Origin of the sequence: Mastigocladopsis repens PCC 10914 (assembly GCF_000315565.1) — a bacterium.
In the GTDB taxonomy this organism is placed as follows: Bacteria; Cyanobacteriota; Cyanobacteriia; order Cyanobacteriales; family Nostocaceae; genus Mastigocladopsis; species Mastigocladopsis repens.
This window is the reverse complement of record NZ_JH992901.1, coordinates 2,559,466-2,578,754: the sequence shown is the minus strand read 5'-3', so window position 1 is coordinate 2,578,754 and position 19,289 is coordinate 2,559,466. Positions and strand designations below refer to the sequence as shown.

The 19,289-nt window shown below is 44.9% G+C and carries 20 protein-coding genes; 6 read left to right on the top strand and 14 right to left on the bottom strand.

Annotation, left to right across the window (positions count from 1 at the left end; translation table 11 throughout):
- Positions 1–57: 57 nt before the first annotated feature.
- From MAS10914_RS0113650 to MAS10914_RS0113615, 8 genes are all read right to left on the bottom strand, one after another.
- Positions 58–687 (bottom strand): HMA2 domain-containing protein, encoded by a 630-nt coding sequence (locus MAS10914_RS0113650; RefSeq protein ID WP_033365949.1) that lies wholly within the window; start codon positions 685–687, stop codon positions 58–60.
- Positions 688–950: 263 nt separating this feature from the next.
- Positions 951–1,535 (bottom strand): HMA2 domain-containing protein, encoded by a 585-nt coding sequence (locus tag MAS10914_RS0113645; RefSeq protein WP_017316497.1) that lies wholly within the window; start codon positions 1,533–1,535, stop codon positions 951–953.
- Positions 1,536–1,719: 184 nt separating this feature from the next.
- On the bottom strand, positions 1,720–2,028 hold the full coding sequence (locus tag MAS10914_RS0113640; protein WP_017316496.1) for a DUF5132 domain-containing protein: 309 nt from the start codon (positions 2,026–2,028) through the stop codon (positions 1,720–1,722).
- A gap of 70 nt (positions 2,029–2,098) precedes the next feature.
- Positions 2,099–4,354, bottom strand: a complete 2,256-nt coding sequence (locus tag MAS10914_RS0113635; protein ID WP_026082542.1) for a heavy metal translocating P-type ATPase — start codon at positions 4,352–4,354, stop codon at positions 2,099–2,101.
- A gap of 160 nt (positions 4,355–4,514) precedes the next feature.
- Complete coding sequence (locus MAS10914_RS30135) at positions 4,515–5,429, bottom strand: hypothetical protein (protein WP_017316494.1); 915 nt, start codon at positions 5,427–5,429, stop codon at positions 4,515–4,517.
- Between the two features lie 19 nt (positions 5,430–5,448).
- On the bottom strand, positions 5,449–6,609 hold the full coding sequence (locus MAS10914_RS0113625; protein ID WP_017316493.1) for an HMA2 domain-containing protein: 1,161 nt from the start codon (positions 6,607–6,609) through the stop codon (positions 5,449–5,451).
- 94 nt (positions 6,610–6,703) lie between these two features.
- The gene (def, locus tag MAS10914_RS0113620) at positions 6,704–7,237 is read right to left on the bottom strand and encodes a peptide deformylase (RefSeq protein WP_017316492.1); all 534 of its coding nucleotides are present in this window, start codon (positions 7,235–7,237) and stop codon (positions 6,704–6,706) included.
- A 93-nt stretch (positions 7,238–7,330) separates the two neighbouring features.
- Positions 7,331–8,608, bottom strand: a complete 1,278-nt coding sequence (locus tag MAS10914_RS0113615) for an HhoA/HhoB/HtrA family serine endopeptidase (RefSeq protein ID WP_084786352.1) — start codon at positions 8,606–8,608, stop codon at positions 7,331–7,333.
- 172 nt (positions 8,609–8,780) lie between these two features.
- Between MAS10914_RS0113615 and dnaA the strand changes: the two genes are divergently transcribed.
- Together dnaA and dnaN are read left to right on the top strand one after the other, a co-directional pair.
- Positions 8,781–10,157, top strand: a complete 1,377-nt coding sequence (gene dnaA, locus MAS10914_RS0113610) for a chromosomal replication initiator protein DnaA (RefSeq protein ID WP_017316490.1) — start codon at positions 8,781–8,783, stop codon at positions 10,155–10,157.
- Positions 10,158–10,625: 468 nt separating this feature from the next.
- Entirely contained in the window at positions 10,626–11,807 is a 1,182-nt protein-coding gene (gene dnaN, locus MAS10914_RS0113605) for a DNA polymerase III subunit beta (protein WP_017316489.1), read from the top strand.
- A 389-nt stretch (positions 11,808–12,196) separates the two neighbouring features.
- Here dnaN and MAS10914_RS0113600 read toward each other — a convergent pair whose 3' ends face one another.
- From MAS10914_RS0113600 to MAS10914_RS0113585, 5 genes are all read right to left on the bottom strand, one after another.
- The gene (locus tag MAS10914_RS0113600) at positions 12,197–13,375 is read right to left on the bottom strand and encodes a TRC40/GET3/ArsA family transport-energizing ATPase (RefSeq protein ID WP_017316488.1); all 1,179 of its coding nucleotides are present in this window, start codon (positions 13,373–13,375) and stop codon (positions 12,197–12,199) included.
- A 43-nt stretch (positions 13,376–13,418) separates the two neighbouring features.
- Positions 13,419–13,808, bottom strand: a complete 390-nt coding sequence (locus tag MAS10914_RS0113595; protein ID WP_017316487.1) for a DUF2358 domain-containing protein — start codon at positions 13,806–13,808, stop codon at positions 13,419–13,421.
- Between the two features lie 131 nt (positions 13,809–13,939).
- Entirely contained in the window at positions 13,940–14,515 is a 576-nt protein-coding gene (locus MAS10914_RS0113590) for a leucine zipper domain-containing protein (RefSeq protein WP_017316486.1), read from the bottom strand.
- Positions 14,516–14,530: 15 nt separating this feature from the next.
- Positions 14,531–14,770, bottom strand: a complete 240-nt coding sequence (locus MAS10914_RS34210) for a hypothetical protein (protein ID WP_156818151.1) — start codon at positions 14,768–14,770, stop codon at positions 14,531–14,533.
- A gap of 78 nt (positions 14,771–14,848) precedes the next feature.
- Complete coding sequence (locus tag MAS10914_RS0113585; protein ID WP_232224158.1) at positions 14,849–15,706, bottom strand: AraC family transcriptional regulator; 858 nt, start codon at positions 15,704–15,706, stop codon at positions 14,849–14,851.
- A 338-nt stretch (positions 15,707–16,044) separates the two neighbouring features.
- On the opposite strand from MAS10914_RS0113585, the gene MAS10914_RS0113580 reads away from it, so the two are divergent.
- Positions 16,045–16,782 carry an SDR family oxidoreductase gene (locus tag MAS10914_RS0113580; RefSeq protein ID WP_017316484.1) on the top strand — a complete coding sequence of 246 codons (738 nt, stop codon included), beginning with the start codon at positions 16,045–16,047 and terminating at the stop codon, positions 16,780–16,782.
- An 88-nt stretch (positions 16,783–16,870) separates the two neighbouring features.
- A complete protein-coding gene (locus MAS10914_RS30130; protein WP_156818150.1) occupies positions 16,871–17,620 on the top strand; it encodes a nuclear transport factor 2 family protein in 750 nt (249 codons plus the stop codon).
- Between the two features lie 72 nt (positions 17,621–17,692).
- Here the strand turns inward: MAS10914_RS30130 and MAS10914_RS36170 are convergent, their stop codons facing one another.
- A complete protein-coding gene (locus MAS10914_RS36170; protein WP_269635096.1) occupies positions 17,693–17,827 on the bottom strand; it encodes a hypothetical protein in 135 nt (44 codons plus the stop codon).
- Here MAS10914_RS36170 and MAS10914_RS0113570 point away from each other — a divergent pair.
- Positions 17,778–18,494 carry an SDR family oxidoreductase gene (locus MAS10914_RS0113570; RefSeq protein WP_232224267.1) on the top strand — a complete coding sequence of 239 codons (717 nt, stop codon included), beginning with the start codon at positions 17,778–17,780 and terminating at the stop codon, positions 18,492–18,494. The genes MAS10914_RS36170 and MAS10914_RS0113570 overlap by 50 nt on opposite strands.
- A 33-nt stretch (positions 18,495–18,527) precedes the next feature.
- Positions 18,528–19,262, top strand: coding sequence for an SDR family oxidoreductase (locus MAS10914_RS0113565; protein WP_017316481.1), 735 nt, complete (start codon positions 18,528–18,530; stop codon positions 19,260–19,262).
- Positions 19,263–19,289 lie beyond the last annotated feature (27 nt).

Sequence of the window (19,289 nt, the reverse complement as noted above, 5' to 3'; positions counted from 1 at the left end):
TTGAAGTCAAGCCCTTATCTTCCCGAAACGATGTGAAAGCAACTGTTTCAGCACAGCTTACAGTGCATCGTCTACGCCAGCAGCTTGCAACTTGAAAGGCTGTAAGCCTACCTTATCGCCTCGCTTATTAGGCAAGACGAACATAATGGCAGATTTTAGCCGCTTGATGATGGTTTTCGCACCAGAGAGTAAGCGCTCCCAGCCGTCTGTCCTGAATCGGTGATACACAATTGCGTTACGCGCTTTGTTAATATTACGTGTACTATCAATCAGGTTGATGATAGCATCAAAGATAACTCCCACAATTGATTTTGCCGTTGCTTGGGTTGGTACAACTATATTTGGGGCGGTTTGAATAAGATTTACCAGATGCGATCGCATTTGGTCATCTGAAATTATGCCTGGTTGATAATTGATAACAATGGATGCAGCTGTAGCGTTAACACGGACATTCGTAGTTCTAGAGTCGGATTCTATGACCTGCTTGAGTTTATCTGCATACTCACAATCTATGACTAGCCGAGGAATACGAAAACGAATACGTCCCGGAATTGCATGGGCAACGCTATAGGATATCTTTTGGGGTGGCGCTGTTTTATTAGCTACACCGATAGTTGTTTTTTTAGGTTGTCGATGCAGATTGAGAATAGCACTTTTATCAGAATTAGACCGTTTTTTAGAAGTCATGCTATCATATTTCAGTTTCAAAAAAGGAAAAAAGAGATCTGGTTTCTTGCGATTTTCCTGTAGAGGCAAATAGCTGTTTCCCCCTACAATTAGGTGTATTTCATAAGTAGGTGAACGTAATTAAATGTAAGATAAAATTTTTGTTTGTAGTGAGCGATAAATCGCTCTGTCTAGGATTTTAAAGGGCTAAAACCCTGACGCGAGAGTTTTTATTTAATTAATCCCTTCTACTTACAAAAGAGAACCTTTTCATAGGCATTGACTCAAGACTCCCCACCATTTGATTGAGCCTGACTAACTCCGTGTAGCTTAATAAAACTATCAAAGGCATACCATGCCAATACGTACCAGGGAATAATATCGAATTGCAGCCCCTTGGCAAGTAACTGTCGCATAGAAAGGACACCTAGTCCCAAAGGAAAAAGGAATCGCAAATCAACTACATTATTTGTTGCGTGTTGAACTCGGTTGTTCAAGTCCACAACTGCATTCGACACACCCGTTGCTGCTACAGATTTTCTTAGCGTGATATCGCCAAAAATAATGCCTAAATCTCTTAGCGTGGCAACAACATTCTCAAGACTGCCATCTTGATTATCGTGTTGTATAACAATACTGCCATGTTGGATATTAGTACGTACTTGATTAATGTTGCCATGTGCTTGTAGTGCATTGGCAATCCGTTGCATATCTTCAGTTTGACGATGGGGCTGTGCAACTCTCAAACGCAACCTTCCAGGTGTAGAACTCACAACCCGCGTAGATATAGGTTTAAATGCGGTTTTTATATATTCTGCATTCATATTTATCGGCATCTGAGTGAGACTGACAAAACCGTTTTTTGACACTTAAGTGCCCTCTTAAACAATTCAAAATTTCAAAATATTGTAAATTCCAATGGATGACCGTAGTTGCAGAATGTGAGGCGGAGCCTCTGAGTAGGTCTTCCCTGGTTCAGCCACAAAACAAGAAAAAAAGGAACCTGTGTAGAAACGTTGCAGTGCAACGTCTCTACATTTATGGAATTCTCACTTATACACCGTTATCGGGCGTATTATCAGCAGAGGTTCCTGCAACATCAACTGCTGGTAACTGTCTTCCCTCAGCAAGTTCTGCTCTGGCTTCGGCTACCATGTCCTCGAAAGTTTCGCCAAGTTCTGCAACAGCTCCCCTACTTTTTTCATAAAGGACAAGTCCGCCTTTAATCAGTGACTTGGCAATCGGTTTACCAATGCCAGCTACAACTGGAATGACCACAGGTGCTAAGAGTACTGCTCCAATACCAGCTATAATACCGGGTGCACCAGCGTCTTCAACAAAGTCAGTAATTTTAGGTGCCATGACTATTTTCCTCCTGTGTATTGAAAAATTTTAGAAAATTTGCAACTATACTGTTTTTTGGACAGCTATCTCATCCTACCGATGGTAGAGTTTTTCGTTTGCGGCTTTTGAGAATTGGGCGCAAACCATTGACTCCCGCAACCACGGTCGAGCCATTGTTAACTACCGTCGCTGCTAAGGGGTTAAGACCAAACAAAACTGCTATCAACAATGCCCCTATGTTAGGAATGGCGATTAAACCCGTATTTTGCCGAATCAATTGCCTGGCTTTGCGGGCAATTTCAATTGCCTCCAACAAACCATGCAAGTCATTCTGCATCAGCACGACATCAGCCGTTTCGCGGGCAATGTCAGAACCGTTAGCGAAGGAAACGGAAACATCAGCATAAGCTAAAGCCGGCGAATCATTGATCCCATCGCCAACAAATGCAACTGTCTTGCCTTGTTCGTGCAGCTTTTGGACAACCGTTGCTTTCTGCTCAGGAAAAGCTTCTGCGTGGGTATGCGTCGGAGGAATTCCTAATTCAGCAGCAACAGCACTAGCAGTCCGCCTGTTATCCCCAGTGAGCATGTGGACTTCCACACCTTCGACTGTCAACAGCGCTGTGATAACTTCTCGACTTTCTGGACGGAGTATGTCACTATACTCTATTCTACCTTGAAGTTGACCATTGCTAGCGACATAAATGACTGAAGTTGCCTGCTTTTGGTGTCCATTAAGATCCATCGCAACGCCTTCAGTACGCAGAAAGCGCTCGCTACCTACATAAACAGTCTCGCCGTCAATTTGTGCTCGAACACCCAAGCCAAGTTGATAGTCCCATTTGCTACGGGACAAAACTTCGATTCGCTGTGTTTGGGCATAGCGTACAATTGCCTCTGCCACTGGGTGAGTCAAACGTTGTTCAGCAGCAGCCGCTAGTTCCAGCACTCGTGTTGTTGAGGTTGTATTAAGACTTTCAACACCAACAACAGCCACTTCACCTTTAGTCAGTGTGCCTGTCTTATCAAAGACAATGGTATCAACCTCTGCGAGTTTTTCTAACGCTCGTCCGCTACGGATGAGAACACCGCGCCGCGCTGCATAGGTGAGTGCTGCCAAAACCGTTGTTGGAACTGATACACGAATACCAGTGGCAAAGTCGAGAGTGAAGACGCTGGCTGCTCGTGCTGGGTTACGGGTTGTGGCAAATACTGCCCCGCCAAGTAGCAATGTTGGCAGGACTGCTTTTTGAGCAATATTCAGGGCATGGTTTTCCATACGGGTATCATGGACAGGAGCTTCTTGCATTAACTTGATGCTTTGTCCGGCACAGGTATCGTTACCTAAGCGTTCCGCTAAAATATAAACTCGTCCCTCTCTTACGAGAGTTGAAGCATAAACGGTTTGTCCCTTTTTCTTTAACACCGGCATTGACTCACCAGTCAGTTTTTGCTCATCCAGCAGTGCTTTACCCCGCACGATAGTACCGTCAATCGGGACTTGTTCGCCAGGGTAAACAATTACCGTATCCCCTCGTTGCACGTCTTGAATAGGAATTTGCACCTTTTCACCATCACGTTCAACCCAGACGAACTGTCCGAGGGAACTGAGCAGATCCAGAGTTTGTTTTGCCGAAGAACGAGCCGTGCGATCGCGTATATTTTCGCCAACTTCAATTAAACTTAGCATCAGCGCCGGCGTGAGAAATTGACCCTGGACTGTGGTAATAGCTATTGCCATAAAATCCAGAAAGTCAATATTGAGTTTTCGCTCAACCCAGATCCCCTCCCAAGCTCGTTTGACAACGGGCAAAGTGGCAAGGGCTATGCTTCCCGCAACCATTACAGGCGGAATAGTCAATCCTAATGGTCCACCCAAAACAGCTAAAGCCGTCGCTAGAGCCGAAAGTTGCATCCCTGGCCAAGATTGTTCTTCTGTATCCGAGGCGGGTTGTGGCTTGGAGGGTTTGAGAACGATAACTTCACTAGCAGCTTCAATCAAATAGCCCAGATGCGATCGCATCTTAGCATCTGAAGCTTTGCTGGATTTATACGTCACAGTCACTGACGCCGCCACAGGCTTAATACGGACACTTGTCACAACAGTGTCAGCCTCCAACAAGACTTGCAGGCGCTGTGCATAGTCGGCATCATAACGCAAGCGAGGTACGCGCAACCTCATCCTTCCCGGAATCGTATGCACAAGGCTGTATGGAACTTTGGGAGACTGAACCTGTAAGTGTCCATTGCTCTCCACTAAAGAAATTTTCCCATTTTTTGCCGCTACAGCTACTTGGGAAACATGACCTCCGGAAGGTGATAATTGCACACTAAGTTCTGCCATTTCTTCTCTCTCATACAAAAATTGTTCAAATTGGATTTTCAAAAGCCTGCTCAACGAGAGACCGATAGGGTGCATTAAGAAGGTAGGGGAAGTCTAAAACTACCCTATTACCGAACACCCAGATACCCTACTTCCAAGGAAGGGCTTGCCTATCTTCTGGTTAACTTATGGGAACTAGAGTATCGCTAGCAGCAGATTGAATCAGACTGGATAAATATGATATGGCTTGTTCTAAAAGGCTCAAAGAACGCTTTTGGGAATTGGGCATTGCTTCAGACTTGTAGGTAATAACAATTGAGGCTGCCGCGTTATTAACGCGATAGCGCAAAGTGATCGCCCCTTCAGGGCGATCACCTGTGACTACAGGATCTGCTTTGAGCAACGCCTCCAACCGTTGGACATATTTTGAGTCTTTGGCTATTCGAGGCACGCGGAAACGCACTCGTCCAGGAATTGCATGAGCAATGCTATATACTACTGTTGCTGGTTGCTTTGCGCTTTGATGAGTCTTTTCAAGATAATGATTGGACTGGCTTGTTGGAGTGGGCTTCTTTCCAGCCCTCTCTGATTTAGATTCCAAGGATACTCCCATCCCAACTGATCGGGGATCAGAGGAGACACCCACATGCACAGTTTCATAACCATCCTCTTTGTCTTGTGCAACACTTGGATGAGTGGCTCTTTGAGATAAAGAGGCGTTAGCTATTGGCTTTTGAGTTGCTGGTTTTGTCTGTTCTACGTTGCTAGCAGATTGAATCAGACTAGCCAAATACAGGCGCATTTCAGAATCTGACATGATCCCAGATTCGTAGGTAATGACAATAGACCCTGCCATGCGATTGACTTCCTGAATGATGACCCAAGGCTCATAAGCAAGCAAAGCCTGTAAGCGCTGCATATATCCGGGATCATGGGATATCCGAGGAACGCAAAATCCCACTCTTGTTGGAAGCGCATGAGTCATGCTGTAAATGACCGCAGAGTGTGGCTTTGCTGCTAGATGACTAGTTTCTTCCTCTACGATTTTCTGAGATTTTGTCTTTAGATGCAGTACCTGTGATGTTGAACCAGCCATTTTTGTCCTCCAGTGTTCCTCAGTCTGGAACCGGGTCTAAGGGAAAGTTCGCCATAAAGGATAAAGCCGTACCGAGAGCCGAAGACTTGAAATGAGACCATCTACTGGGTGTTTCCACTGTGGGTTGCTCTTTTGCCGTTGTTGATTCTGCTGGTTCTACAAGCTGATGAACTGGCTGTGGAAGTGGCTTCTCTGTTGTTGTCTTTATGGGATTTGTTTGCGGGATTGTTTTGTCTGCCAACTGCATCAGACTAACCCAATGGGATACTGGGATCTCACCTGATCCATAGGTAATAGCAACTGATGCCGCATCACAATTGACACGTATGTTTGTCACTTGGGGTTCTCTTTTCAGTAACCTTTCGAGTCTTCGTGCGTAGGCGCGATCGCCTGCAACTCGAGGCACATTCAACCTGATACGTCCTGGAATGGCATGAACAACGCTATAGGCAATTTTTGCATGTGCTGCGGCTTCGGCAGATTTCTGCTCCACTTTTGATAAGGAAGGTTGGTCAGTTTTGTTGCGTTTTATTGCAGATTTCTGATCGCTCTTTGCTTCTTGGGAAGCAGGGGCTACGCTCGTTTCTGATGCTGACAGTTGGAGTTCGTCAATGAAGCGACGCGTGGCATTTGCTGTAACCAGGTAAACTGGGATCGATGCCAAACCGCTGATTCCTAGCCCCCCAGTCACTGCTAACCCCGTAAATAAGGGAATAAACGAAATGCCCTGCTCCTTCCAAAAATCAGCAGATTTCCACACGGCAAAGGGGTCTTTTTTGCTTTCTACCTGAGGCGAAACTTGCAACTGCTGTATGCCATATTGCTGGAGTATCTCCAACATCTGGGGTAAGGACAGTCTATTTTCATCAAAGTTAACGCTCAAACTGCCCGTTTGCTGATTGACGAAAACTTCCCTCACCCCATCTTGCTTTTGTAAATATTGAGAGATGGTATCAAGTATTGAGTTATGACTACCGTCAGTAGCACGGATTCGCACGCGCCCTGTTGTTGCATGAACAATTTGCAATCCACCTACGGGTGGTTGCAGCATTGATTCCGCAACAGATTTGCTGGTAGTAGTTTGACTTGATTCATCGCTTTGTTTCTGAGATGAGACTAAATCCACAAGCTTTTGCTCCCGAGGACTTAATCTCTCGCGACTACTGAGAGTTTTAGTCATTTACCCGATAGATGCGTCAAGCAAAAAGGTTAACAATAGGTTAAATTTAACTTAAGATTCCAGGTAATTTCTCATTCTTTAGAATTATTTATAGTTAAGTGTTGTTAATCACTTGTTTTTGATATACTTGCTCAGTGATTATGTCCAGAGTACTTTCTAGCCTATCTAAAAACACGATACCGTCAAGGTGGTCATACTCGTGTTGAAAGATACGAGCGACAAAATCAGTCAATTCTTGCTTTTGCAGTTTGCCATTGCGGTCAGTGTATTCTACTTCAATCGCTTGATATCTCTTAACTAATCCCCTAATCCCTGGAATACACAAACAACCCTCCCAACCTTTGACAACTTCAGTTGAGTGAGCAATGATTTTTGGATTAATCATGGCAGTGGGTTCCATTTCTGGAGCGTTGGGATACCTGGGATTAGGGCGGGAGGCTACTATAAATAAACGACAAGATTGGGCAACTTGAGGTGCAGCAATACCAACACCATTAGCCTTAGCAACTGTCGCCATAAGGTCGTCAATGAGCTTTTGAATAGGCTCATCATTGATATTTTCTACCAAGGTGGCTTTTTGACGCAGTATCGGAGCACCCAATTGAATAATTGGTAGCAATTCACCCATAATAATAAAAACTCCCATAGATAAAGTTTATGAAATATCAAATATGAATCAAGAAGATTTTTCATTCATAATTCATACTTCATAATTCATAATTTAGCTTCCACGTCGAATCGGTAAAGGAGCGGGTTTAACGGCTATTTGTGCTGTTTGCCCATTACGAATCACTTGTAATTCAATAGGAGAGCCAATTTTACTATTTTCCACTATCTTTTGCACTTCTTCTATTTTAGTAACTGGCTGGTTACTAATACTTTGAATGATATCACCTTGTTTTAATCCAGCAGAAGCAGCAGGAGAACGTGGCACAACATCAAGTAACAATACCCCCTTATCTACTGCCAAATTAATGCCTTTAGAACTGGCTTTTTCCTGAATTTCTGGCGTTAAAGTCACCATTTGAATACCTAAATAAGGATGGTCAACCCTACCTTTTGTAATTAATTCTTGAGCAATCCGCTGCGCCGTGCTGATAGGAATAGCAAAGCCTAACCCTTGAGCACCTTGAATAATGGCAGTATTCATACCAATGACATCTCCACGAGTATTCAGCAGTGGTCCTCCAGAGTTACCAGGGTTGATAGCTGCATCAGTTTGAATATAATCAACACGCTTATCAGTAGCACCAATATCACTGCTAGAACGACCAGTAGCGCTGACAATTCCAGATGTAACGGTGTAGTCTAAACCAAGAGGATTCCCAATAGCAATGACCGCTTCTCCTGGTTGCAAGACCTCAGAGTTACCCAAAGCAACAGTTGGTAGGTTATTAGCTTCAATTTTAATGACAGCAACATCAGTTACCCGGTCTTCACCGAGTACACGTCCGTCAAAAGTGCGTCCATCTTTGAGTTTTACCGTCACAACGTCAGCACCGTCTACCACATGGGCATTGGTCAGAATTTGACCTGCAGAGTTAATAATAAACCCAGAACCGCTACCCCGCTCGACCCGTTCTCTAGGCTGCGACCCAAAAAACCGCCGGAAAACAGGATCATCAAACTCATCGGGTATCTGAGAAACTACTGTCCTAGAAGCATCAATACGAACAATAGCAGGTCCTACCTTTTGTACAACTCCAACGACGAAGTTAGGATTATTGGACGATGAGACAGGCAAAATATTTGGGGAAGTGGGATCATTTGTCTTTTGGGTTAGCGTTTGAGGCTGAGTGTCTGTTTTTCCAGCCTTAATACCACTAGGTATGGAACAACCCCCAATAGACATCACTGCTGCACTACTAAGCAGCATGACCAAAATACTGAATGTTGAGCACCTCTGGGGCAAAAGTCCTTTCGATGACGCAAAGACACAAAATTTTTCCGTGTTCTGTTGTCCTCTTCTCGGCTGAAAGTCATGGTCTGTTGTCTTCATTTGTCTTTGCTTCTCCGTAAGAATCAGTGGGTGGTTGGATCTTGGCTACCGTGGGTAGTCCAAGAACGATGGCAACTCAAAGGCTGATACCAGGTCTAGAGCATAGTCTGCTAAATTGGTGCTTACTTATATCTTCATTATTGTGACGATTGCCGAGCATTGGTGGTAAATCATGGAAATGCCCCTAGAAAGTCTGTGGAATCAGGTACTGGAGCGCTTACAACTGGAGCTATCCCGTCCCACCTTTGAAACTTGGATCAAAACTGCGAGTGCAGAGCGATTGGAAAATAATTGCTTGGTGATTTGCACTCCCAACCCGTTTGCTCGCAATTGGTTACAGAAATACTACATAAAAACGATTGCTAATGTCGTACAAGATATTCTTGGTTATCCCGTAGATATCTATATTAGTGTTACTAAAGGTGATGAAGTCTCTCGTGTCAATGAAGGAGAAATGTCTTGGGGATTACCGGCTCAACCCAGTCCTCCTGAAACACTTCCTCAAACTCGGCTCAAAACGACAGAATTAAACCTCAAGTATGTCTTCTCCCGATTTGTAGTCGGTGCGAACAATCGGATGGCTCACGCTGCTTCATTAGCAGTTGCTGAATCTCCTGGAAGAGAGTTTAATCCTTTATTTTTATGTGGTGGCGTTGGTTTAGGTAAAACTCACCTCATGCAGGCGATCGGTCACTACCGATTAGAAATTTGTCCAGATTCAAGAATATTTTACGTCTCTACTGAGCAATTTACTAATGATTTAATTACTGCTATCCGCAAAGACAGTATGCAAAGTTTCCGAGAGCATTACCGTGCTGCTGATGTTCTTTTAGTAGATGATATTCAGTTTATTGAGGGCAAGGAATATACCCAAGAAGAATTTTTCCATACTTTTAATACTTTACATGAAGCAGGGAAGCAAGTTGTCTTAGCTTCTGACCGTCCTCCCAACCAAATTCCTCGGTTGCAAGAACGTCTGTGTTCTCGATTTTCTATGGGGTTAATTGCTGATATCCAAGCGCCAGATTTAGAAACAAGAATGGCGATTTTACAAAAAAAAGCAGAATATGAAAATATCCGTTTACCACGGGATGTCATTGAGTATATTGCTTCTCACTATACTTCTAATATTCGAGAGTTGGAAGGAGCATTGATTCGCGCAGTAGCGTATATTTCTATTTGGGGTTTACCTATGACTGTGGAAAGTATTGCACCCATTTTAGAACCTCCAACTCAGAAGGTAGAAGCCACACCAGAAGGAATTTTATCAGTGATAGTTGAGGCTTTTGATGTCTCAATAGAAGACCTTAAAGGAAATTCACGGCGACGAGAAATTAGCTGGGCGCGTCAAATTGGAATGTATCTTATGCGGCAGCACACAGATCTGAGTTTGCCCAGAATAGGAGAAGAATTTGGTGGAAAAGACCATACAACGGTCATGTACAGTTGTGAAAAAATTACCCAACTGCGAGAAACAGATCATAATTTGGCACAAACGCTGCGCCAATTGAGCGATCGCATTAACATGGCTAGTCGTCCCCAAAAATGATATTGACTAAAGAACAGAGGGTCAGGATGTGGGAAAACAGAAAAACAAAATATTGTGTTTTCCACAAGGAACAGCTCATCTCTAAATGTTAAGTGAAGTATAAAAAGTCTTTAAGAAAAAATTATTTTGGGGAAAGTATTTTATTTTTTGTGGAAAAGTCGCGAATAATCTGTGGAAAACTTGAGAGTTCCAGTGGAAAACTTCATTCAAGTATAAGTACTCTGTGGAAAAGACCCCCGATTTTTCCACAAGTTTTCCACAGTTGATGAGGTGCCAAAGCATCTATGATACAAACTAGCATCTAAGTTTTCCACAATTTCCACAGGCACGACGACTCATAATTAAATTTAGTAGTCGTCTAGCTGTGAAAGACACGGAATAGGGATGCAAGGCATTACATCCCTACAGACCGACTCCTCTCATAGCAACAACGGTGCTAACATATCCATCACAGAAGCAAATTTGACCATGAAATTAGTTTGCACCCAAAGCGACCTCAGTACTAACCTCTCACTCACGAGCCGTGCTGTCCCTTCACGTCCGACACATCCGGTACTCGCCAACGTGCTGCTACAAGCGGATGCTGATAATAACCAGGTTAGCCTCACAGCCTTTGACCTCAGCTTGGGTATCCGCACCAGCTTTAGCGCTGAGGTGTTGCACTCTGGAACAATTGCGATTCCTGCTAAGTTGCTCAATGACATCACTGCTCGTCTTCCGGAGGGTGAAATCACTCTAGAAAACGAATCAACCTCAACAGGCGATACTTTAGGTGAAGAAGGCTCAATTGTGACGCTGACACCAAAAAGTGGACGTTATCAAGTACGAGCAATGGGAGCACAAGAGTTTCCAGAACTTCCTGTTCTCGAAAATGCTCAACTGCTACATATACCTGCTGGTAAATTAATTGAGGGTTTGCGAGGTTCTCTGTTTGCAACCAGTGCTGACGAAACCAAACAGGTACTCACTGGTGTGCATTTAACAGTTCAACAAGATACGCTCGAATTTGCAGCAACCGACGGACATCGATTAGCAGTCGTGCAAACTACGAATGAGAATCCCTATGCAGATAATGTAGAGACGCAGCATACTACGTCTCTACAAGTGACAGTACCAGCTAGAGCTTTAAGGGAACTAGAGCGGATGCTGGCTCATACAAATTTACAAAATGAACCCATAGCGTTGTATTTTGACCAAGGTCAGGTTGTTTTTGAGTGGCAAAATCAGAGATTGACGAGCCGAACTCTTGAAGGACAATATCCTGCTTACCGTCAACTCATTCCCCAACAATTTCAGCGGGATTTAACTTTAGATAGGCGACAATTCCTGAGCGCTTTAGAGCGGATTGCTGTGTTTGCAGATCAGAAGAATAATATTGTTAAGGTGAGCGTAGATAGCGAAGCGCAGGAAATTACTATATCCTGTGAAGCTCAAGATGTTGGCAATGGTAGAGAGTCAATGTCAGCTCAAATATTGGGAGAGGATATAGACCTTGCTTTTAATATTAAGTATTTGATGGAAGGCTTAAAAGCTTTGCCTTCTTCGGAAATTCAAATGCAGATGAATTCAGAGTTGACCCCAGTGATTTTCACACCATTAGGTGGTTTGAAGATGACTTATTTAGCTATGCCTGTGCAACTTAGGAATTAGAAGTATTTTGTTGTCATAGCAGATTTTCTTGTTCTCTGATGCCTTGGTATCCTATATATAGCTATATAGCGCAACTCATTTGAATAAAGTAAGTAGAAGGGCTTAATTAAATAAAAACTCGCACGTTAGGGCTTTAGCCCTTTAAAATCTTATAAAGAGCGATAAATCGCTCACTACAAACAACAGTTTTATCTTACATTTAATTACGTCCACCTACTTACAGATTTATCTGTGTGCATCGGTGTCCATCTGTGGTTCATTATTTCTTTGTATACCTTACCCAACCACAAACCGCTATATCTTGGCAATTCATTTCAGCAATAAATATGAATTATGAATTTTTGATTATTCATAATTCATACTTCCAACAGTGACAGTCTAACTCATTTTCACACCGCAGCAAAACGGATTTTGAGATAGTCTTCTTCCATTTTTGCTCCTGCGGGTTGGAGTGCTGCCAAAGCTTGTGGCAATACTAAATTTCTGCGATGATTACCAATTGTGATGTTTAACTCATCTCCAGTTTTCTTTAATTCAATCTGATTTTTAGGAACGCCTGGTAAGTACAATTCTAAACTGTATTGATTTTTCTCTTGCACAACTCTAATTGTCGTTTCTTTGTAATAAACCTGAGCCGGATCTTCATCTTTATAGAGCGTGTCCTTAAGACGTTCTAATGCATCCAAACCACACATTTCCTCTGAGAAAAGCGGGACTTCCTTAACAGGTAGAGGATGGAAGTTTTCATGAATTTCGTGGCGATACTGCTGTTGATTCTCTTTCCAACGCTGGAAAAAAGGGTCTTGCACTGCTTCAGGAATAATACGATTTGCGACAACTAAATCCGTTGCAACGTTATACAAACTCAGATATGCATGAGCGCGAAGAGACTCTTTAATCACCATCTTTTCGGGGTTGGTGACGAGGCGCACCGAGGTTTGAGTGTTATCTGTTAATACTTTTTCCAGAGCTTCAATTTGTTGATAAAACTCGTAAGGTGCGTCCATCACCTCTTTGTCTGGTAAAGAGAACCCAGCAATTGGTTTAAAAAAAGGTTCAACTAAAGGTCTAAGTGCAACAGAAATGTTTTGAAAAGGTTTGTAAAAACGGCGCATATACCAGCCACTGACTTCTGGTAAACTTAGCAAACGTAGTGCCGTGCCGGTAGGGGCTGAGTCAATAATCAAAACGTCATACTCCCCTTCATCGTAATGGCGTTTCATTCTTACCAAGCCAAAAATCTCATCCATGCCTGGTAAAATAGCTAATTCTTCCGCCTGCACTCCGTCTAAACCACGTGCTTGTAAAACTTGGGTAATATAACGTTTTACAGAACCCCAGTTTGCCTCTAGTTCTAGTAGTGCATCCAGTTCCGCACCCCACAAATTGGGGCGAATTTGTTTCGGTGCGTGTCCCAGTTCTAGGTCAAAACTGTCTGCTAGAGAGTGAGCGGGGTCTGTACTCAAAACAAGTGTGCGATAACCCAGTTCTGCACAACGGAGTCCAGTGGCGGCGGCTACGGAGGTTTTTCCCACGCCGCCTTTGCCTGTCATTAAAATTACACGCATCGATGGTTTTGTCCTAGATGAGGATTATTTACATTTATTTACATTATGAACTTTTTAAGGAGAATAAATGCTGTTTGAGTACATCTAGGCGCGAACACTGCCAATAATCAATGTGGGAAACAATCAAACCTTGAGTGTTGAGGCGCAATTCACTCCAGCCAGGTATAGAAATGCGTGGTTTCCAAGGAAGGGGGGTATTCCAGCTGAGTGTCCACTCAGTTTTAATGGTGTCTCCTACACGTTCAATGTTATGCAAGTCCATTTTGGTATTTAAAAACACAGTCTTGATGAATTTAATCATCTGCTTGTATCGCTCAACACCACGAAATTTGTTAAGCGGGTCTTGAAAATAAACCTCTTGAGTGTAAATGCTATATGTCTGGTTATCCGGAAATCTCTGATAGTCTTGTTTGAGAATTTCAATGATATCCATAATTAAATAAATCAAAAATTAAAAATCAAAATGAAAATAATTAATAATGGCACATCCACTTAAATAGGGGTATGCAAAATAAATAATGTACCAATATATATTCTAATGGAATTACGTGTTTTAAATTCAGATTAGAAATTTGCATCAACTTCATTCCACAGGCGCTCTAACTGATACCGCCACGCTGCTAAAACTTCCTCTGTTGCCTGTGAAGTTTGGTCTATTTCACCCATCAATCCTTCTGCATAAAAGCGATCCAGGTTTTGCATTGTGGCTTGAAGAGATTGACCTTGCTGCTTAGCCGCTATAATAATTTGTCGGATACGTCTTTCAATGAGTCGATTAAAAGCATTATCTAAACCTGTTCGATGGAGAGAAATAAGTCTGGCGATCGCATCTCGAAAATCTTCTGCGACTAAGCTATGACAGTTGTGCTGAAACACTCCCCACACCACTCCTTGCTGCAAGGCGTAGCGTACTTCCTGAGTTTCGTCAAAGTTTGCTTCCAGAAGTTGTTCTAGAAAGGGTTGAGCCTCAGATGCTGGCATGATGGGTAATAAAACTCGCAGCCAAGTTTCATCGTCTGACAGCATAACTAGCAGCCGAAAATTTGCAGTTTCTATTTGCCAGGAACTAGGTGCAATAGCATTGATAGACGCTGCATCAAATAATTCTTTAAGCGTATCCGCGATTTCAGAGGGTGTCATAGTCTTTTTTTAGCTTTAGTTTCTAGGGTAGCGCAGGGTGGCAATGCGATGGGCGAACGCGAGTGCGTGTCCGCAGGACTCAGCCCCGCCAAAGGCGATGGCGCAGAGCGCCCGCTGGAAGCGATGCTCCCAAAGGGCGGCTCCCTTTGGGAGCATCGCAAGTAAGTAAGCTTTTATGTTGATGACTGGAGCCACAACTCGCTCATCCAGGTGAGTGTATCTATGCGATCGTGTGCAGAAAATGTTCGTAATCACTGGGCGTTCACCGTCAACTGCCGACCTGCTATCCCAACTCGTTGCATTTGCGCCAGATCCGCGATTTCTGCATCTAGTTCAGGCTACTCGCAACCGCTCAATATCCCTGATGGGCGGCGCACCAAACATGCGAGCATATTCGCGGCTGAACTGTGAAGTACTCTCATACCCAACCTGATAAGCAGCCTGGGTCGCATCAGCATTCTCGGCAAGCATCATCTGACGTGCGCTCAAGAGTTTCAATTGTTTTTGGTATTGCAGCGGACTCATCGAGGTGACTGCTTTGAAGTGGCGGTGGAACGAGGAAGCAGACATATTCGCTTGCTCTGCCAACTCTTCAACTCGTAGCGGCTTGGTAAAATCTGCTTTGAGCCGTTTAATCACTTCAGCAATGCGCTGCATATTACTGCCAGAAGTGGCAATCTGACGAACCGCTTCCCCTTGTTCACCCATCAAAAGACGATAGTAGATTTCCCGGATGATCATCGGTGCGAGAAACGGAATATCTTGCGGTGTATCTAAAAGTCTTGTCAGTCGGATGGCACAATCAATCAAGGGTGGAGCGGCATCGCTGATGAACCAGCCTTTCACTGATTCTTTTTTGCCCGTGTCTGGGTTCGTTTGAGCAATGATCTCACAGAGTTGGGCAGGGTCTAGCTTTAGCTTCAAGCTTAGGTAGGGCTGATCGGGTGTTGCCTCGACTACACACGCACCTAGCGGCAGATCCACCGAGACAACCAGATGCTGAGCGACACTGTACTGATAGATTTCCTCATTGAGGAATACTTCTTTTTTGCCCTGCACCACAATGGCGAGCAGCGGTTCGCTGACATCTCTAATTGCGGTGGAAGGCTCACATTCTCGCATGAAGACCAAGGGATCGATCGCAGTGGCATGGGCACCGTTTCCCTTGCCATCCGTGTGCCGATCGACCAATGCCGCTAATTCTCCACACTTGCCGATAGCGAAGCGCTGCTGCGTTCGCGTAGCGTCTCCGACAGGAGAAGCGCAGATCGTGGTCCCATAGCTCAGTGTCTCAATCGTCATACTGTCTTTGACTTAACTCTTCTCATGCGCTCATTATAGGAAAACTTTGCCGATGCCCATGCCCTGTTTGGGAGGATTAGGCAATCATCTGCCAGGTTTGTGTATTCATGCGAACGCTGATCAAGCCTACGATGAAACCATGCCGTAAGGAATGAGAATTAAATAACCTGCAACGCCTTGGAATTACCTTCACTGAGAAACAGCGAAAACTGCAAGGAGAAATCCAAATGAACTACGACATCAAAGACAAAATCATCTTGGTTACGGGCGCAAATCGCGGTATCGGTAGGGCGATAGTTGAGTCCTTTATTGAACACGGAGCCGCCAAAGTATATGCTGCTGTTCGTAAGCTGGACAGTATCTCCCCATTGGTTGAACAATACGGCGATCAGGTAGTGCCGATTCAGGTTGATTTAGGTGATCCCCAATCTATTGTTGCCGCCGCTCAAACTGCCAAAGATGTGCAAGTAGTTGTTAATAACGCAGGAGTCTTTCAAGCTGGGACTGTCCTAGCTGAGGATGCGATCGCCTCCCTTGAATTTCAGATGAATATCAATGTATATGGACTAATTTATATGGCTCAGGCGTTTGCCCCAGTTCTCAAAGCCAATGGAGGTGGGGTCTTTGCTCAGATCAATTCTGTTGCTTCGCTGAAGGGTTTCTCCGACTCTGCTACCTACTGTGCCTCAAAAGCTGCTGCCTATTTGATTACCCAAGCCTTGCGAGAACTATTGAGTAAGCAGGGCACGTTTGTGCTAAGTGTTCATCCTGGTCCGATTGCCACGGATATGGGCGATGCGGCAGGGCTAACTGAGGTTGCGGAGCCACCTGCACTTGTGGCAGACGGGATGATAGAAGCTTTGAAAACTGGAAATTTTCATGTCTTTCCTGACTCAATGGCTAAGCAAATGGGCGGTGCTTACAAAAGCTTTGCGGAAAATGTCGTTGAGGTTTTACCAAGTTAACCGTATTGCAACGGCATTGCTAAATCAGGGAATGGTTCTGCTTGCTAATCTTTGTAGATTCACAACTAGAACATTGTATTCCTCGATTATGGAACGCCAAAAATTCATGAAATTTTCAAAGGTTAAGATGATACATCGTTTTTGTCAGGTTTTGATGAGCGCGGGGTTAACGGGGCTGCTGGCTGTTCTGACAATGACGAAAACTCCCACAGCTAAGGCAGATTCTCAATCAGATGTGATTGTGTTTCAGCCAAATAATGATGCAGCCACCTGTAGCGATTGCGCGGAGCGCAGTGTCGGAGGCAATCGCTGCTTAACACAGCTTTCCCTCGATCGGTCTCTAGCGAACTGCTGGAAGCAGCAGCGCTTCGCTATCGCAGACGTTGCCCAGGTAATGCAGTCCAATCAAGCAGACGTACAAGATACTGAGACGATCGAACAGCGCAACAAGGAAATTGTCCAACAGTATTTCGACGGCTGGCGAAATAGGACTGGCAACTTCTTCGACTTGCTCGCTCCGGAGGCAACGTGGACGATTACCGGCACTGGTGCAACAGCGGGCACCTATCGCAAGCAAGAGTTACTCGATCGAGTCATTAACCCAACCAGCGCCCGACTATCGACCCCGATCGTGCCAACCGTACGCGGTATCTGGGCGGATGGCGATATGGTCATCGCTTTGTGGGACGGGGAGGCGACCGCCAGGGACGGCAAACCTTACCGGAACACCTACACCTGGTATTTCCGCATGCAGGACGGCAAAGCGATCAAAGCGATCGCCTTTCTGGACATGCAAAAGTTCACCGACTTATGGACAAGAGTTTCACCGAGGAACTAGTGCTGGTTGCCGCATCGCCGATCTAGAGCGGCTTCCACTCGAGCGAAGAGAATTGAAGTTTTCAGCGCATATTCATTTAATCACTAACTCAACAGCGAGGAAAATAACCATGACAAACAACACGAAGATCGCATTGGTCACAGGAGCAAGCCGAGGACTGGGCAAAAATACTGCTCTGGCACTGGCGAAAAAAGGGGTAGATGTCATCGTGACGTATCACAGCAGCGAGGCAGAAGCAAACAGTGTTGTCTCTGCGATTGCAGAAATGGGTGGTAAAGCCGCTGCCCTGCAACTGGACACTTCCAACACGAAAACCTTTGATGGGTTTGTGGCACAAGTCAAACAGACACTTCAAGACAAGTGGCAGACCGAGCAGTTTGATTTCCTCATCAATAATGCCGGGACTGGAATATACGCACCGTTTGCAGAAGGGAGCGAGGAAGACTTTGATTACATGATGAACATTCATGTGAAAGGCGTTTTCTTTCTGACACAGAAACTGCTTCCTTCGATCAAGGACGGAGGACGGATTGTCAATCTTTCGACTGGTCTTACCCGTTCTACTCTACCGGGCTATGCCGCCTATGCCAGCGCGAAGGGCGCGATCGAGGTTTTAACTCGATACATGGCGAAAGAACTGGGATACCGACAGATTGCGGTGAATACGATCGCTCCAGGCGCAATCGAAACTGATTTCGGGGGTGGTGTCGTGCGTGACAATCCAGAGATTAACCAATTCTTCGCGTCGCAAACTGCCTTGGGTCGCGTGGGTGTGCCGGATGATATTGGTGGCGCGATGGCATCATTGCTCTGTGAAGAAAATCGATGGGTGAATGCACAGAGAATTGAAGTTTCTGGTGGTCAGTATCTTTAATTCCAATCAACCTCAACAGTAAGGAAAGTCATCATGTTGAATGTAGAAAACAAAGTCATTATTATCACTGGAGCCAGTAGCGGCATCGGCGAAGCCACCGCGAAGCTGCTCGCCGCAAACGGTGCAAAAGTCGTTTTGGGGGCACGTCGGACAGACAAGCTAGAAAAGCTGGTCGAGGAGATTCACGCATCCGGTGGTACAGCAGAATTCAAAGCGGTAGACGTCACCGATCGCGAAGATGTGAAAGCATTCATTCACTTCGCCAAAGATAAATTTGGTCGCGTTGATGTCATTTTTAACAATGCAGGCGTGATGCCCCTATCCCCAATGAACGCCTTGAAGGTCGAGGAATGGGACAACATGATTAACGTGAACATTCACGGCGTATTGAATGGCATTGCGGCGGGTTTGCCAATCATGGAAGCGCAAGGTGGCGGACAATTCATCAATACTGCGTCCATTGGTGCCCATGTGGTAGCGCCCACTGCCGCAGTTTACTGCGCGACCAAGTATGCGGTTTGGGCAATTTCCGAGGGACTGCGGCAGGAGTCGAAAAATATCCGCGTGACCACAATATCCCCCGGCGTGGTTGAGACCGAACTCGGCTCTGATATCACAGATGATGCATCCAAAGGTTTTTTGCAAGAACTCCGCAAAACTGCGTTGACTCCAGATGCAATCGCCAGAGCCGTCTTGTACGCTGTGTCCCAGCCGGATGATGTCGATGTTAACGAAGTGATCGTCCGCCCGATCCGCCAAATGATGTAAGCATCGGACGACATCATGAAACCCTCT